Origin of the sequence: Nocardioides sp. (assembly GCF_025965415.1) — a bacterium.
In the GTDB taxonomy this organism is placed as follows: Bacteria; Actinomycetota; Actinomycetes; order Propionibacteriales; family Nocardioidaceae; genus Nocardioides.
Genome location: NZ_JAOPWY010000159.1, coordinates 1 through 15609, shown reverse-complemented (window position 1 = coordinate 15609; position 15609 = coordinate 1). Strand labels below are relative to the sequence as shown.

General features: G+C 71.8%; 11 protein-coding genes, 1 tRNA gene and 1 other RNA gene. 11 read left to right on the top strand and 2 right to left on the bottom strand.

What is annotated here, in order from left to right:
* Positions 1–881: helicase HerA-like domain-containing protein (locus JWN97_RS16360; RefSeq protein WP_297624969.1), on the top strand; the 881-nt coding region annotated here is incomplete at its 5' end.
* A 113-nt stretch (positions 882–994) separates the two neighbouring features.
* Here JWN97_RS16360 and eccCa read toward each other — a convergent pair.
* A complete protein-coding gene (eccCa, locus tag JWN97_RS16355) occupies positions 995–4996 on the bottom strand; it encodes a type VII secretion protein EccCa (RefSeq protein WP_297624966.1) in 4002 nt (1333 codons plus the stop codon).
* A 116-nt stretch (positions 4997–5112) separates the two neighbouring features.
* Here eccCa and JWN97_RS16350 point away from each other — a divergent pair, with 116 nt between their 5' ends.
* The 8 genes from JWN97_RS16350 (at position 5113) to JWN97_RS16315 (ending at position 13978) form a co-directional block, all read left to right on the top strand.
* Positions 5113–6480 (top strand): hypothetical protein, encoded by a 1368-nt coding sequence (locus tag JWN97_RS16350; RefSeq protein WP_297624963.1) that lies wholly within the window; start codon positions 5113–5115, stop codon positions 6478–6480.
* 162 nt (positions 6481–6642) lie between these two features.
* Positions 6643–6954, top strand: a complete 312-nt coding sequence (locus JWN97_RS16345; RefSeq protein WP_297624960.1) for a WXG100 family type VII secretion target — start codon at positions 6643–6645, stop codon at positions 6952–6954.
* 34 nt (positions 6955–6988) lie between these two features.
* Positions 6989–7279 carry a WXG100 family type VII secretion target gene (locus JWN97_RS16340; protein ID WP_157829622.1) on the top strand — a complete coding sequence of 97 codons (291 nt, stop codon included), beginning with the start codon at positions 6989–6991 and terminating at the stop codon, positions 7277–7279.
* A gap of 211 nt (positions 7280–7490) precedes the next feature.
* Positions 7491–8873, top strand: coding sequence for a type VII secretion integral membrane protein EccD (eccD, locus tag JWN97_RS16335; RefSeq protein WP_297624951.1), 1383 nt, complete (start codon positions 7491–7493; stop codon positions 8871–8873).
* A 3-nt stretch (positions 8874–8876) separates the two neighbouring features.
* Complete coding sequence (locus JWN97_RS16330; protein ID WP_297624948.1) at positions 8877–10301, top strand: type VII secretion protein EccB; 1425 nt, start codon at positions 8877–8879, stop codon at positions 10299–10301.
* Positions 10298–11536: a S8 family serine peptidase gene (locus tag JWN97_RS16325; protein ID WP_297624946.1), complete on the top strand. Its 1239-nt coding sequence runs from the start codon at positions 10298–10300 to the stop codon at positions 11534–11536. The genes JWN97_RS16330 and JWN97_RS16325 overlap by 4 nt, the downstream gene beginning before the upstream one ends.
* A gap of 34 nt (positions 11537–11570) precedes the next feature.
* On the top strand, positions 11571–12641 hold the full coding sequence (locus JWN97_RS16320; protein ID WP_297624943.1) for a sugar phosphate nucleotidyltransferase: 1071 nt from the start codon (positions 11571–11573) through the stop codon (positions 12639–12641).
* A gap of 35 nt (positions 12642–12676) precedes the next feature.
* Positions 12677–13978: a UDP-N-acetylglucosamine 2-epimerase gene (locus JWN97_RS16315; protein ID WP_297624940.1), complete on the top strand. Its 1302-nt coding sequence runs from the start codon at positions 12677–12679 to the stop codon at positions 13976–13978.
* 62 nt (positions 13979–14040) lie between these two features.
* On the opposite strand, the gene JWN97_RS16310 is transcribed toward JWN97_RS16315, so the two are convergent.
* Positions 14041–14129: transfer RNA gene (locus JWN97_RS16310), tRNA-Ser, on the bottom strand.
* 106 nt (positions 14130–14235) lie between these two features.
* On the opposite strand from JWN97_RS16310, the gene ffs reads away from it, so the two are divergent.
* Both ffs and JWN97_RS16300 read left to right on the top strand, forming a co-directional pair.
* An RNA gene (ffs, locus tag JWN97_RS16305) (signal recognition particle sRNA small type) lies at positions 14236–14325 on the top strand.
* A 114-nt stretch (positions 14326–14439) separates the two neighbouring features.
* Positions 14440–15609 (top strand): DNA polymerase III subunit gamma and tau (locus tag JWN97_RS16300; protein ID WP_297624937.1); only part of this gene is annotated, 1170 nt, incomplete at its 3' end.

Below are 15609 nucleotides of genomic sequence, written 5' to 3'. Positions count from 1 at the left end.
ACGACAGCCACGACCTGCTGCGGACGACCCCCGACGGCACGGGGATCTTGTCGGTCATGGAGCTGCAGGGGCTGCAGGCGAGCCCGCAGCTGTTCTCCACCTTCCTCATGTGGTTGCTCGCCGACCTGTTCCACGACCTGCCCGAGATGGGCGACGTCGACAAGCCGAAGCTGGTGTTCTTCTTCGACGAGGCGCACCTGCTCTTCCACGACGCCTCGGACGCGTTCCTCGACCAGATCGCCCAGACCGTGCGGCTGATCCGCTCCAAGGGCGTCGGCGTCTTCTTCGTGACCCAGTCGCCCACCGACGTCCCCGACGACGTGCTCGGCCAGCTCGGCTCACGCATCCAGCACCAGCTCCGCGCGCACACGCCCAACGACGCCAAGGCGCTCAGGGCGACCGTCAACACCTACCCCACCAGCGCGTACGACGACCTGGGCGAGGTCATCACCAGCCTCGGCATCGGCGAGGCCGTGGTGACCGTGATGAACGAGCGCGGCGCCCCCACCCCGGTCGCCTGGACCCGCCTGCGCGCACCGGAGTCGCTGATGGACGCGGCGCCGGCCGACGGCATGGAGGCGGCGGTCGCGGCGTCCCCGCTGTCGGCGAAGTACGCCGAGGAGATCGACCGCGAGTCGGCGCGCGAGCTGCTGGCCAAGAAGCTCGAGGAGGGCGCCCGCAAGGCGGCCGAGGACGCCCGCGTCAAAGAGATGGCGCGCGAGCAGAAGAACGAGCGCGTCACCAAGAAGTCGACGGAGAAGGCGGCCAAGGAGGACGACGGCCTCGTCATGGACGTCGTGAGGTCGCCCGCCTTCAAGGACTTCATGCGCACCGCGGCCCGCGAGATCGCGCGGGGGATGTTCAAGAGCGGTCGCCGCTGACGCCGGCTCGGTCGCAACCACCGGGTACCCGGTGGTTGCCGTGCTTCCCGCCCGTTGCAACGGGCGGGAAGCACACGGTGAGGACTGGCGGACGGCCGTAGACCGACCCGACCTCACATGGTCGGGTCGAGCCAGGCCAGCTGCGCGGCCTCGGTGCCGCGGTCGCGCGTGACGATCCGCGCGCGCCCCTCGGGAGCGGGCTGCGGTCGCAGGTTGCCGATCAGCACGCCCTCGTCGCGCGGGCCCGAGAGCATCACGCCGGGCATCGCCAGGTCGCGCAACGACTGGATGACGGGCTCGTAGAGCGCCCGGGACGCGCCACCCGTACGCCGTGCCGCGACGACGTGCAGGCCGACGTCGCGGGCCTGGGCCATCAGCGGCTGCAACGCCGAGACCGGCGACGACTGCGCGGTGGCGACCAGGTCGTAGTCGTCGACCACGACGAAGACCTCCGCGCCGGTCCACCAGGACCGGTTGCGCAGCTGGTCGGGCGTGACGTCGGGGCCGGGGATGCGGCCCTCGAGGTAGGTCGCGATGTCCTTCAGGGTCGGCGTCGCCTGGGTGGCCGACGTCAGGTAGTTGAGGAGGTACTCGTCGGGGACCTCGCCGAGCAGCGAGCGCCGGTAGTCGACGAGCACGATCTGCGCCTCCTTGGGCGTGCGCGTCCGCATGATCTCGTGGACGTACGCCCGCAGCAGCGCGCTCTTGCCCGACTGGCCGTCGCCGAAGATCAGCATGTGCGGCTCGGAGTCCACGTCGAGGCCGATCGGCGCGAGCTCCTTCTCGTTGATGCCGAGCAGGATGTGGCGCTCGGGCACCTGGCGGCGTACGGCGTCCTCGCGGACCGCCTCGAGGGTGACCTTCTCCGGAAGCAGCCGGAGCTTGGGTCCCTGGGGGCCCTTCCACGCGGCGGCCATCTTGTCGATCAGGTCGTCGACGCCGTCGCCCAGCGTGTCGGCGTTGCCGTCGCCGTCGATGCGCGGCAGCGCGCCGAGGAAGTGCAGCTTGGACGGCACCAGGCCGCGGCCCGGGCGGCCGACCGGCACGAGGGCGGCGACCTTGCGGTCGACCTCGGAGTCGAGCGGGTCGCCCAGGCGCAGCTCGAGCTTGGAGCCGAAGACGTCGCGCATCGCGGCGCGGTAGTCGGCCCAGCGCGTGGAGGCGGTGACGATGTGGAGGCCGAAGGTCAGGCCGCGCGCGGCGAGCTGCTGGATCTCCATCTCGAGGTCGTCGAACTCCGCGCGCAGCGTGCTCCAGCCGTCGATGACGAGGAACACGTCGCCCCAGCCGTCGTCGGCCCGGCCCTGCGCGCGGCGGGTGCGGTAGGTCTCGATGGAGTCGATGCCGTTCTCGCGGAAGTAGGCCTCGCGGCGGTCGACGATGCCCTCGACCTCCGCCATGACGCGTCGTACGACGTCGGGCTCGGAGCGGGTCGCGACACCGGAGACGTGCGGCAGCCGGGTCAGCGGCGCGAACGTGCCGCCACCGAAGTCGAGCACGAAGAACTGCGACTCGGTGGGCGTGGTCACCAGCGCCATGCTCGTGACGATGCTGCGCAGGAGCGTGCTCTTGCCCGAGCGCGGACCACCGACCACGGCGACGTGGCCGGCGGCGCCCGTGAGGTTGAGCGTCATCGTGTCGCGGCGCTGCTCGCGCGGGCGGTCGACGGTGCCCAGCGGGATGACCAGGCCGGGGACGTTGCGCCACTGCTGCGAGACGAGGCCCAGGTCGGGGTGCTCGACCAGGTCGGGCATGAGCTCGTCGAGGGTGTCGGGGATGTCGAGCGGCGGCAACCAGACCTGGTGGGCCTCGGGGCCCTTGCCGATCATCCGCTGGACGGCGACGTCGAGCAGCGAGGGCTGCTCACCCTGCTGCTGGGGCTGCGGCGCCACCACGTCCTGGCGCTCGTCGGCGGTCGGCTCGAGCGCCTGCACCTCGGAGATGGTGAACGGCAGGATGCCGCGGATCGCGCCGCCCTCGTCGCGGGCGACCCGCACCCGGCTGGACGGCGGCCCGGAGACGTACGCCGCCTTGAAGCGCAGCAGCGTGGACTGGTCGGGCTTGAGGTAGCCCAAGCCAGGCACGGCGGGGAGCTCGTAGGCGTCGGGCACCCCGAGGACCGCGCGGGACTCGCCGGCGGAGAAGGTGCGCAGGCCGACCCGGTAGGACAGGTGCGACTCCAGGCCGCGCAGCCGGCCCTCCTCCAGGCGCTGCGAGGCGAGCAGGAGGTGCAGGCCGAGCGAGCGGCCGAGGCGACCGATGGCCACGAACAGGTCGATGAACTCCGGCTTGGCCGACAGCATCTCGGAGAACTCGTCGACCACGATGAAGAGCGACGGCATCGGCTCGAGCGGCTCGCCGTTGGCGCGGGCCTTCTCGTAGTCGCGCACGGACGCGTAGTTGCCGGCGTCGCGCAGCAGCTCCTGGCGCCGGGTCATCTCGCCGGACAGGGCGTCCTGCATGCGGTCGACGAGGGTGAGCTCGTTGGCGAGGTTGGTGATGACGGCCGACACGTGCGGCATGTCGGCCATGCCGGCGAAGGTCGCACCACCCTTGAAGTCGACCAGCACGAGGTTGAGCTGCTCGGACGAGTGCGTCATCACCAGGCCGAGCACGAGGGTGCGCAGGAACTCCGACTTGCCGGAGCCGGTCGCGCCGATCACCAGGCCGTGCGGTCCCATGCCCTGCTGGGCCGACTCCTTGATGTCGAGGTGGATCAGGCCGCCGGAGTCGCCGATGCCGATCGGGACCCGCAGCCGGTCGCGGGCCGGGCGCGGGCGCCAGGCCGTCGAGGGGTCGTAGGCGAAGATGTCGCCGAGGCCGAGCAGGTCCATGTGGTCGGGCGTCGTCGAGGTGATGTCGACCGCGCCACCAGCGGACGACGACTCCGCGCTGGCGGTCTTCAGCGGCGCGATGCGGCGAGCGAACGCCTCGGCCGTCGCGATGTCGCACTGGTCGGCCAGCGCCTTGATCGGCTCGCCGCGCAGGCGCAGCGCGAGCACGGGGCGCTTCTCCAGCTCGTCGGGGCCGTCGGCGAACTCGAGCCGGAGCCGGGTCGAGTCCTCGAGCTCGTCCCAGCGGCTCGGCAGGTCGAGCAGCGTCACGCCGTGCAGGCCGTCGGGCGGCACGATGTGGTTGCCGGGCGGCAGGTGGCCGCCGTCGATCACCAGCAGGATGTGCGGCGTCGCGGCGCGCTCGTCGGCGCCGAAGCGCGGGCGGTCGCTCAGGTCGGGCGGGAGCAGGTTGCCGAGGTCGTCGAGCGAGGTGGAGACGAGTCGCATCGGGCCGACGGCGTCGGCCTCGCGAGCGCTCTGGGCGTGGGGGAGCCACTTCACCCAGTCCCAGTGGGTGAGGTTCTGCTCGGAGCTGAGCACCGCGACGACGAGCTGGTCGGGGTTCTGGAAGGCCGTCGCCGAGCAGATCATGGCGCGGGCGGTGGAGCGGACCTCCTCGGCGTCGCCGCACAGCTCGATGCGGTCGAAGGCGCGCAGGTCGATCGAGGCCGGCAGGTGGGGCTGGAGCCGGTGCACGACGAGCAGCCGGTGCAGGGCAGACGCGGCGGCCGGGTCGACCTGGTCGACGGGGGCGCTCTCCGGCGGGACCAGCTCCAGCGACAGCGGCTGCGAGCACAGGCCGTAGCGCACGTGCAGGAAGTTGTCGTCGGTGCCGGTGTGCTCCCACAGCCGGGTGCGGTCCTCGGCGAGCGAGGGGAGCGCGGCCGGCTCGGGGTGGTGCCAGTTGAGTGCGCGGCGCTGCTGGTCGGCGGCCTCGCGGGCCACCTTGCGGATGTTGCTGAGGTAGCGGAGGTACTCCGTCCGCGAGCCGGTGACCTGCTGCGCGCGCTGCTTACGCTGCCGGTCGATCTGGACGACGATGAAGCCGAGCGTGGCGAAGAGGAACATGCCCGCTGCCAGGAAGCTGCGGCCCTTGTTGGCGCCACCCATCGTCGCCACCAGCACGATCGACCCGAGACTGCCCAGCATCGGGATGGCGTTCATCAGCACGCCGCCGGCGCCCTCGCCCTCCTGCAGCTCCGGCGGGGGCTGCAGCACGATCTGGCCGCCCGGCATCTCCGGCTCGTCGAGCCTCTGGCCGCCTCGCAGTGTCGTGCTCACGCATCCCCCGTTGCCTCACCCGTCGCAGTCGCGACGATGATAGGTGTGCTCCCGGACCGGCGCGACTACTGTGCAGCCGAGAAGCGCCCGCCCGATGCACGCGAAGGGGGAGATTCGTGTCGGACGTCGCGATGCCCAGCTCTGCTGACGCGACCATCGCCGTGAGCATCCACGGCCCCGCCGGGGTGCTCGACCTCGTCGTGCCCGCGGGCGCCACCTCGGTCGACGTCGCCCGCGAGTACGCCAAGCAGGCGGAGGTCCCCGGGATCCCGCTGCTGCAGACCGCGCTCGGCCAGCGGCTCAACGCCGCCCTGCCGCTCAGCGACGCCGACGTCCAGGCCGGTGACGTGCTGGTGGCCACCACCGGGGTCCACCGCCCGCACAGGGTCACCCTGCTCGAGGCGGCCAAGAACGCGCCGGAGAGCCCCGCGCTCGCGTCGATGATCGCCACGATCGCCTCGGGTGCCGCCGTCCTCGCCGCCTGGTACGCCGGCCGCGCGGGGGAGGACACGGTGCGCACGGTCGCCGTCGGGATCCTGCTCGCCTGCGCACTGGTCGGCGTCCTGCCCGTCGGCCGGCACCTCCGCCAGCGCTCGGCCGCGGCGCCCGCCTTCGCCGCCGCGGCGGCCTTCGCCGCTCTCTACGAGCCGGGTGTCCACCTGCTGCCCGCGATCCTCGGCGCCGCCGGCATCTCCGCGGCCGTGGTCGCCGGCATCGGCCGGGCGCTGTCGGTGGGTGGCGACGAGATCAGCACCGTGTGGATCGCCAGCGGGCTGACCGTCTTCGCCTGCTGCGCGGTCCCCGCCATGCTGGGGTGGGACGCGCGGGTCGCGTGGACCCTGCTGGTCTTCCTCTCGATGATGGCGGCCAGGTTCGCGCCGTCGCTGGCGATCGACGTGCCCGACGAGGCGCTCCTCGACCTCGACCGACTGGCGGTCACCGCCTGGTCGGCGCGCGACAGCCAGCGAGGCGGCCGGCGCGGTCGCATCGTGGTCGGTGCCGATGCGATGGAGCGGCTGGTCCACCGGGCCTCGCGCATCGTCACCGGGGCGTCGGTCGCGATCCTCGTGACGGTGGTCGTCGCCAGCCCGCTGCTGCTGCACAGCGCGTCCATCGACCTCGACCGCATCGGCGCGCGGTGCCTCGTGTTCTTCGCCGGGTGCTCCCTGCTCCTCGCCGCCCGCTCCTACCGCCACGCCGCAGCGCGTGCGCTGCTGCGTCTCGCCGGGCTCGGCGCCCTGACGGCCCTCGCGGCGCACCTGGTCGTCGGACCGGGCGGCCCGCTGCTGGGCACCTTCTTCTACGTCGTCGTCGGGCTCGGTGTCATCGCCCTGGCCGCCGGCGTCGCGGCGGGCCGTGGCTGGCGGTCGGTCTGGTGGTCGCGTCGCGCCGAGGTGGCGGAGTCGCTGTGCGGCAGCTTCGCCTTCGCCGCGGCGGTCGTCGCGGCCGGGGTCTTCCGCCGGCTGTGGGAGATGACCTCCTGATCCACGATCGGTGGATCTGATGTTTAGCCCCGATTTCGTCGGGTAGATGCACGTCAGCGCGGGGGGCCGGGACGTCTCCCCGAGCACCTGGGTTCACCAAGACAGTGGATCACCAACCACAAGAAACTCGGTCGGTTCGACCGCCGAGGGAGAAGGATCGACATGAGCGAGATTTACGGCCAGACAGAGAAGGCCCTCTCCAAGGGTGCCGACTTCGTCGACCAGGCCCGCGGCGACGTCAAGAACAAGTGCGGCGTTCTCTCCGGCAACATCCAGACCATGATGGCCGGATGGGGCGGCCAGGGCGCCACCGCGTTCAACAACCTCATGATCTCGTGGGACCAGAAGCAGGAGACCATCCTCAAGGCGCTCGACCAGCTCTCGGCGTCGATGAAGGAGACCGAGCGCGACAACGTCTCGACCGACGAGAACCAGTCCGCCACCCACACCAACCTTCAGGGCCGTCTCGGCTGACGCCGACACCCCTCACTGACCAAGGAGATCGATGATGAGTTTCGACGGAATCAAGGTTCAGCACGGCCACCTCGACGCCGGTGCCGCCGACGTCATGAAGGCTGCCAAGGACATCGAGGCCCGCCTCGACCAGCTCGAGACCGAGCTCAACCCGCTGCGCTCGGACTGGAACGGTAACGCCAAGATGGCCTACGACCAGGCCAAGGCCAAGTGGGACCAGGCCATGACCGAGATGACGCTCCTGCTCCAGCAGGCCAGCCAGGGCGTGGACTCCTCCAACGCCGAGTACAAGGCTGCCGACGCCCGCGGCGCCAACCGCTTCTGAGCGCACCTCGCCTCGCCGAGGCCGGTCGTCCCTCCGGGGACGACCGGCCTCGGTGCATCTCGGGGCAGCCGGGACGGGCCGGGCGTCCTGCGGTGACTCCTCCGGGCACGCCGCGTCTGGCACGCCGCCGGATTTCGCCTAGGCTGCACCCCGTTCAGTGCCCCGGCCTCTCGGGCGGGCGCAGGTGGAGCACCAACAGGGGGAAACACCAATGAGTCAGGGGTCCTCGGTCGCCTCGGGCCTGGTCCGCGTGACCATCGCCTCGGGGTCGCGACGGGTCGATCTGGTGCTGCCGGGTTCGATCCCGGTCGCCGAGCTCGTCCCCGAGCTCGCCCGCTCGGTCGGCCTGCTCGACGCCTCCACGGTCTACGGCGGCTACCGCCTGGTGACCCAGGAGGGACGCATCCTCGTCAACAACGCCGGTCTCACGATGCAGGGCATCGAGGACGGTGGCCTGCTGACCGTGACCGCCGGCGTCGACGAGAAGGCGCCCCGCGTCTACGACGACGTGGTCGAGGCGATGGCCGACGTCGTCGAGAACGAGCTCAAGCCGTGGGAGCCGGCGGCAGGACGTCGTACGGCGCTGGGCGCGGGCAGCATCCTGCTCGGCCTCGGCGCCCTGGCCCTGTTGCTGCAGGGCGAGAGCCTGCTGGGTGGCGTGGCCGCCGCGGTGATCGCGGCCCTGCTGGTCGTCGGCGGCGTGGTGCTCGCCCGGGCCCAGGGCGAGCCCGAGGCCGGCGTGGCCGTCTCGCTCCTCGCGGCGCTCTACGCCGGGGTGGCCGGACTGCTGCTCGCGCCGGGCGACCTGCCCGACTGGACCTGGCCCCTGGGCGACGCCTTCTTCACCGATCCGCTCCTCTTCGCCGGCCTTGGCGTCCTCGCGATCGGGCTGGTCGCGGTGGTGGGCCTGCAGGACGGCCGCCCGCTCGTGATCCCCGCGATCGTCGTCGGCGCCGTCCTGGTGGCGAGCTCGGTGCTGATCCGCCTCGCCTCTCTCGAGCCGAGCCCCGTCTTCACCGTGCTGATGACCCTCGTCGTGCTGGCCGGCAGCGTGTTCCCGTGGCTGGCGCTCGGCGTCACCGGCACCAGCGTCGACCAGCTCTACTCGCTGCACGACATCACCGCCGACCCCGACGAGATCGACCCCGACGAGGTCGCCGGCGACGCGCGCGTGGGCCACGAGATCCTGCTCGCGGTCTCGGCCACGGTCGGCACGCTGCTCGTGCTCTTCGCTCCGTTCGCCGTCGGTCGCGGCGTCTACGGCACGGTCCTCGCGGCGGTGTGCTGCCTGGCCGTCATGTTCCGCACCCGCCAGTACCGCACCGGCGCCGAGGTCCTCGCCGGGCTGACCTCCGGCATCCTCGGCCTCGTCTCGGTCGCGATCTCGATGCTGCTGATCCACGACGGCTGGCGCGCCGGTGCGGCGATCGGCCTCGCCGCCGTCGGCGCCGTGCTGCTCGCGCTGACCCTGGTGCCGGCATCGGCGTCCGTGCGCCGTGGCCGGATGGGCGACGTCGTCGAGACGGTCACGCTGCTCGCGCTCCTGCCGCTCATGGTGCTGGGATCGGGCCTGGTCTCCGCGGTAGCGGGCTGATCGATGGCGACCAAGAAGGACCTCGTCGAGGCCCACGCCTTCAGCCGCCGCCGCCTGGTCACCGCGTTCGTCTCGGGTGCGCCCGGCGGGCGTGAGGTCGAGCCGGTGCGACCGGGCCGCGTCCTGATCGGTGGCGTCGCGCTCTCGGTGCTGCTCCTCGCCGGGGCGGCGATCGCGGGCTTCCTGCTGGGCCGTCCGCCCGCGCAGTGGCTCGAGGCCGGCAGCTTCATCATCTCCAAGGACACCGGCGAGCAGTACGTCGTGATGCGCGGCGGGGACGATCCGCTGCTCCAGCGGGTGCCCAACTACGTCTCGGCCCAGCTGCTGCTCGAGCAGGCGGAGCTCACGCCCTTCACGGTGCGCGACAAGTACATCCGCACGGTCCAGCTCGGGGAGGACCTCGGGATCGAGGGCGCCCCGGCCGGGCTGCCGTCGGTCGGCGAGCTGGTCGACGACGGTTGGACCGCCTGCACTGCGTCCGGCGTCGGCATCAAGGTCGCGATCCAGCAGCAGCCGACGGTCGAGGACATCACCGGATCCGCTTTCCTGGTCTCGAGCGACGACCAGCAGTGGCTCATCGCCACCGCTCCCTCGGTCGGCAGCGAGCCCGGGCGCGCCTATCGCTTCCCGATGCCCGTCGACCCCACCCAGGCCTCGACCATCGGCAACAGGATCGGTTTCAGCGCGACGGTCCCCGAGGTCGACGAGGAGTGGCTCAACCTCTTCCGGCTCGGCGGAGCCCTCGAGCGGGACTCCTTCGGCGTCGACGGCGAGGGCCAGCCCGTGCCGTACGCCGACACCGGCACCGACCTCTCGCAGTACCAGATCGGTGACCTGCTGAAGTCCAGCTCGGGCAGGTACTACCTCCTCGGCGACGAGGGACCCGAGCCGCTGGGCGACTTCGCCAGCATGGTCTACGAAGTGGTCGGGGCGAGTGCCATCGAGCTCGACGAGGACCTCTCCGCCCAGTTCGACGACACGACCTTCCCCGCCGAGTGGCCGACGGGCCTGCCGACCGCCGTGTCCGGCGGCGCCATGTGCGGCGTGCTGCACCCGGCCGACGACGCCGCCCCGGCGGTCACCCTGGCCACCAACCCGACCGGCGCCGCCGACCCGGCCGAGGTGTCGGCCGGTCGCCACGACGTGGACGTCGAGCCCAGCGCCGGGGCCTACGTCCTGTCCGGGTCCGACGACCCGGCCGACGCCGGTTCGCCCTACGTCATCGACACCAAGGGCGAGAAGTACGAGCTGATCGGCACGCAGGTGCCGGACTTCATCGGCTATGCCGACGTCGAGCCGCCGCTGGTGCCGAGCGCGTGGCTGGAGTTCTTCTCCACCGGCGTGCCGCTGTCGACCAACAGCGCGCGCCGGGTGCCCGAGGACGCCCCGCCGGCGGAGTCGGAGCCGGAAGCGGACGGCGGCTCATGAGCCGCGCGCGAGTGCGTACGACGCTCGCGGCCGGTGTCGTCGCCGCCACCATCGTGCCGGTGTGGGCCGGACCGGCGGTCGCCGACCACCCGGCCCCCTGCTCGGTCGACGAGATCCCCGGCTCCGAACGGCTGGCCGACACGCACGAGAAGGACAACCCGGCCCACGACCGGATGCACGTCGAGCAGGCCCAGGGGGTCGCCACCGGCCGCGGCGTGAAGGTGGCCGTGATCGACAGCGGCGTGATGGACGTCGGCGGCCTCCAGCCCTACGGCGGACTCGCGATCCCGGGGGTCTCCGCCACCACCCTGCTCTCGGGTCACGGCACGATCGTCGCGGGCCTGATCGCCGGACCGCACGGCGTCGCGCCCGACGCGCAGGTCTTCGACGTGAAGGTCTTCGACACCGAGAGCGCCGACACCTCGCAGGGCGAGCGACCCCTCACGTCGGCCGGGATCATCGCCGGCATCGACGCCGTCATCGACGCCTACCCGCAGCAGAAGTTCGACGTCGTCAACATCTCGCTCGCGGTGCGCCAGTCGGACCCGAGGCTCGCGGCCGCCGTCGCCCGGCTCGTGGAGCTCCCCCTGGTCGTCGTCGCCGCGTCCGGCAACAAGGAGGACGACCCGGACTCCAGCGACTCGACCTTCAAGGGGACCCCCGGCAACGACGCCGACGTCTACCCGGCCGACTACCCGGGCGTCGTGGCGGTCAGCGCGACCCCGCCCGGTGACGAGGACCCCGGCACCTACGTCGTACCCAACCTGGACACCGACGTCGCGGCCCCGAGCCTGGGCGCGATCTCGGCCAACGCGACCGGGCAGGTGTGCGTGATCGACCAGGTGGCGACCTCGTGGGCGGCGGCCGAGGTGAGCGGGATCCTCGCCCTGCTGAGCGAGCGCTACCCGCGCGAGACCCCCCAGCAGCTGGTCGCGCGGCTCCAGGCCACCACCGAGGGTGCGGGCCCCCCGCAGGGACCGGACGACGTCGTCAACCCGTGGACGGGCGCGGGTGTCGTGCAGGCGCACGACGCCCTGACCCGCCAGATCAGGCCCGGGCGCGAGGGCAAGGTCGAGACGACCGTCGCCGAGACCCGGGCCGACGCGCAGGCGCCGCCGGCGCCCGAGCGCATCGACCTGTTCAGCACGCCGCGGGCCATCCTGCTGTGGGCGGGGCTCGTCGCCGGGTCGCTGCTCGCGCTCGCCTTCATGTTGCGTCCGTTGCTGCGACGCTGACCGGTGCGGACCGCGAGCGTGATGGAATCACTCCATGACTGACACCTCGGACGAGCCCGTTGCCGTCATCCTGGCCGGGGGTCAGGGGTCGCGGCTGTGGCCGATCAGCCGGGACCGTCGCCCGAAGCAGTTCCAGCCGGTCGTGCGCGACCGGCCGCTGCTCACCGGCACCATCGAGCGCCTCAGCGAGCTGGTCGATCCCTCTCGCATCCACGTCTCCACCCGCGCACGCTTCGCCGACGCCGCGCGCGAGACGCTGGGCCCGGTGCCGCCGGAGAACCTGATCCTCGAGGAGGACCCGGCCGGTCCGGCGACCGCCTTCGCGCTGAGCATCGCCACGCTGGCCCACAAGTACGGCAACGCGCCGGCGCTGATCGCCCCGTCCGACCACCTCATCAACGAGGAGGAGGCCTTCAACGCCGCCTCCCGCGACATGCTCGCCCAGCTCGTCGAGACGCCGACGTCGATGGTGGTCCTCGGCGCCGAGCCCAGCGGCTTCGACGCCAGCCTCGGCTACATCCACACCCGGGGCGAGGGCGGCGGGGTCGAGGTCATCGAGTCCTTCTTCGAGAAGCCCGACCAGGACACGGTCGACAAGCTCGAGGGCGAGGGCGGATCCCTCTACTGGAACACGGCCTGCTACGGCGTACGCGTCCAGCAGGCGTGCGACGCCTACCGGGCCGCGCTGCCGCTGATCTTCGACTCGATCGAGCGCTTCGCCCGGGCGCGCCCGGACTCGGTCGGCTACCGCGGCGCCGCGATCGGCGGCCACGAGCTCTACCCCTTGCTGGCCGCCGGGATGCAGTGCCTCGTCGTGCCGCGCCACCTCGGCTGGAGCGACGTCGGCACGTGGAAGCGCCTCGAGCAGGTGCTGTCGGACCAGCGGGTGACGTCGATCGGCCCCTCGCTCCAGCTCGAGACCGAGGACGTGCTCGTGGCGAGCATGGACGGACGACCCGTCGTCACGCTCGGCACGACCGGCCTGATCGTGGTGACCCACGAGGACGCGGTCTACGTCCTGGACAAGAAGAAGGCCCTCGACGCCGGCACCCTGGAGCACCTGCGTTCGCTGCTCGCCGCGAGCACGCGCGAAGATCTCCTCTGAATCGTTGACGCACAGCACCTGACGCGAAGGAACCCATGACCCACGAGAACAGCCAGCACATCGTCGTCGTCGGCACCAAGCCCGACATCATCAAGCAGGCGCCGATCTACCACGAGCTGCGCAACCGCGGTCACGACGTCGTCCTGTGCCACACGGGACAGCACTACGACCACAACCTGTCGCAGTCGATGCTCGACGAGTTCGGCGTCCGCGAGGACATCAACCTCGAGGTGCGCGGCGGCGTCAACGACCTGGTCTCCGGGATCACCGCCAAGCTCGCGCTCTACCTGCGCGGGTTCGCGGAGCGCGGCGGCTTCCCGATCACCTACGTCCACGGTGACACCACCACCGCGATGGCGGGCGCGCTCGCCACCTTCGGCGAGCGGCAGGCGCTGGTGCACGTCGAGGCGGGGCTGCGCACGCTGTCGCCGAAGCCCGAGGTGCTGCGCGGGTGGCTGGAGCAGGGCGCCGACCTCGACTGGGCGTCGTTCCGCGAGCAGTCGATCGACCGCGCCAGCTGGTCCAAGGGCAGCCGGGAGCCGTCGCCGGAGCAGTTCAACACCCGGATCGCCGACGCCGGCTCCGACCTGCACGCCGCGCCCGTCGAGCTCAACCGCGAGTTCCTCATCGACGAGGGCTTCGCGCCCGCCGCGATCGACGTCGTCGGCAACTCGGTGGTCGACGCCCTGGCGCAGGCCGTCGCCGGCAGCGACAAGAACCAGGTGCTGGCCAGGTTCCCGCAGATGGGCGACGGCTCGTTCCTCCGCTTCTGCGTGCACCGCCGCGAGAACACCACCAACCGCGACCGCTTCAACCTGCTGATGGACGCGATGGAGTCGCTGCTCGAGCAGGGCCACCACGTCCTCTTCATCCGGCTCCTCGGCACCGAGTCGGCCATCGACAACTTCGGCCGCCGCCAGTGGCTGGAGGACCTCGAGGCGCGCTACGGCGACGCGCTGATCTCCACCCCGGTGTGGGACAGCTACCTCGACGTGGTCGCCGCCATGTCGATGTGTGCCGTCATCGTGACCGACTCCGGCAGCATCGTGGAGGAGGCCAACGTCCTCGAGGTGCCGTGCGTGACGCTGCGCTTCGGCTCCGACCGGTCCGAGACCTTCCTGGCCGGCAGCAACTTCCTCGCACCACCCATCGACAAGGCGCTGATGACGAGCGTCATCCACAACGTCTTCGAGCACCGGGCCGAGCTGTCGTGGGACCGCGTCTACCCCGAGGGTGCCTCGGCGATGCTGGTCGACGCGGTCGAGCGTCGCCTGGGCGACGACAGCCTGCTGATCTCCGAGGAGTGGCGCTACGGCCTGCAGGCCCAGCTGCGCTGACCGGCGTACGCCGTAGGACGACGAAGCCCCGCAACAGCAGCTGTTGCGGGGCTACGTGCGTGTGGCGGAGGTAGGGGGATTCGAACCCCCGAGGGCTATTAACCCAACCCGCTTTCCAAGCGAGCGCCATAGGCCACTAGGCGATACCTCCGCCGAGGAGAGTACCGGTCGGTTCCGTGGCCGGTGAAATCGCCCGCCCGTCCACCAGTGGCCCCTGGGTTTGGGCAGCCGATCTCGGCTCACCTAGACTCCTCGGCAACCCCCCACGCGGCGTCACCTCGCCCAATCCCCCAGGGCCGGAAGGCAGCAAGGGTCAGTGAGCTCTGACGGGTGCGTGGGGGGCCTTTTCATGCCCGGGAGGCGCCGTCCCGCTGGTGGAGCAGCGAGCGCAGCGAGCGCGTCGAAACCGAGGGTGGTGCTGCCGGTGGTCGGTGTGGGTGCACCCGGTTAGGGTTCAGGACGTGGAGTCACCGCTCGCGCTCTATCGCCGCTACCGGCCCGAGACCTTCCAGGAGGTCATCGGGCAGGACCACGTGACGGAGCCGCTGCGGGCCGCGCTCGCCGCCAACCGGGTCAACCACGCCTATCTGTTCTCCGGGCCGCGCGGCTGCGGCAAGACCACCTCGGCCCGGATCCTGGCCCGCGCGCTCAACTGCGCGCAGGCGCCGATCGCCGACCCGTGCGGTGAGTGCGACAGTTGTCGCGAGCTCGCGCGCGGCGGACCGGGCTCGATCGACGTCATCGAGATCGACGCGGCCTCCCACGGTGGTGTCGACGACGCGCGCGACCTGCGGGAGAAGGCGTTCTTCGCGCCGGTGCGCGACAAGTACAAGGTCTACATCATCGACGAGGCCCACATGGTCACCACGCAGGGCTTCAACGCCCTGCTCAAGCTGGTCGAGGAGCCGCCGCCGCACCTGCGCTTCATCTTCGCCACGACCGAGCCCGACAAGGTGCTGCCGACCATCCGCTCGCGCACCCACCACTACCCCTTCCGGCTGATCCCGCCGCGGCTGCTGAGCGACTACCTCTCCCAGCTGGCCGGCGAGGAGGGTGTGGCGATCGAGCCGGCCGCCCTGCCCCTCGTCGTACGAGCCGGGGCCGGGTCCGCGCGCGACACGCTGTCCGTGCTCGACCAGCTGCTCGGCGGCGCCGGGCCCGCGGGCGTGACCCACAAGCTCGCCACCGACCTGCTCGGCTTCACGCCCGACACCCTCCTCGACGAGGTCGTCGAGGCGTTCGCCTCGCGCGACGGGGCCGCGGTCTTCTCGGTCGTCGACAAGGTCGTGGAGACCGGGCAGGACCCGCGGCGCTTCACCGAGGACCTCCTGCGACGGCTGCGCGACCTCGTCATCGTCACCGCGGTGCCCGACGCCCCGGCGACCGGGCTGATCGACGTCCCCCAGGACGCGGGGGAGCGCCTCGTCGCCCAGGCCGCACGCTTCGGCGCGATCGAGCTGAGCCGGGCCGCCGACATCGTGGCCGCCGGACTGACCGAGATGCGCGGCGCCACCGCGCCGCGGCTCCTGCTCGAGCTGCTGTGCGCCCGCGTGCTCCTCCCCGGCGCCGACCACACCTCCGACGGCGTGATGGCACGCCTCGAGCGGCTCGAGCGCCGCCTCGACGTGACC

Coding starts and splice junctions, on each gene's coding strand:
- JWN97_RS16345 (WP_297624960.1), top strand. CDS start 6,643: ATGAGCGAGATTTACGGCCAGACAGAGAAGGCCCTCTCCAAGGGTGCC.
- JWN97_RS16340 (WP_157829622.1), top strand. CDS start 6,989: ATGAGTTTCGACGGAATCAAGGTTCAGCACGGCCACCTCGACGCCGGT.
- eccD (WP_297624951.1), top strand. CDS start 7,491: ATGAGTCAGGGGTCCTCGGTCGCCTCGGGCCTGGTCCGCGTGACCATC.
- JWN97_RS16330 (WP_297624948.1), top strand. CDS start 8,877: ATGGCGACCAAGAAGGACCTCGTCGAGGCCCACGCCTTCAGCCGCCGC.
- JWN97_RS16325 (WP_297624946.1), top strand. CDS start 10,298: ATGAGCCGCGCGCGAGTGCGTACGACGCTCGCGGCCGGTGTCGTCGCC.
- JWN97_RS16320 (WP_297624943.1), top strand. CDS start 11,571: ATGACTGACACCTCGGACGAGCCCGTTGCCGTCATCCTGGCCGGGGGT.
- JWN97_RS16315 (WP_297624940.1), top strand. CDS start 12,677: ATGACCCACGAGAACAGCCAGCACATCGTCGTCGTCGGCACCAAGCCC.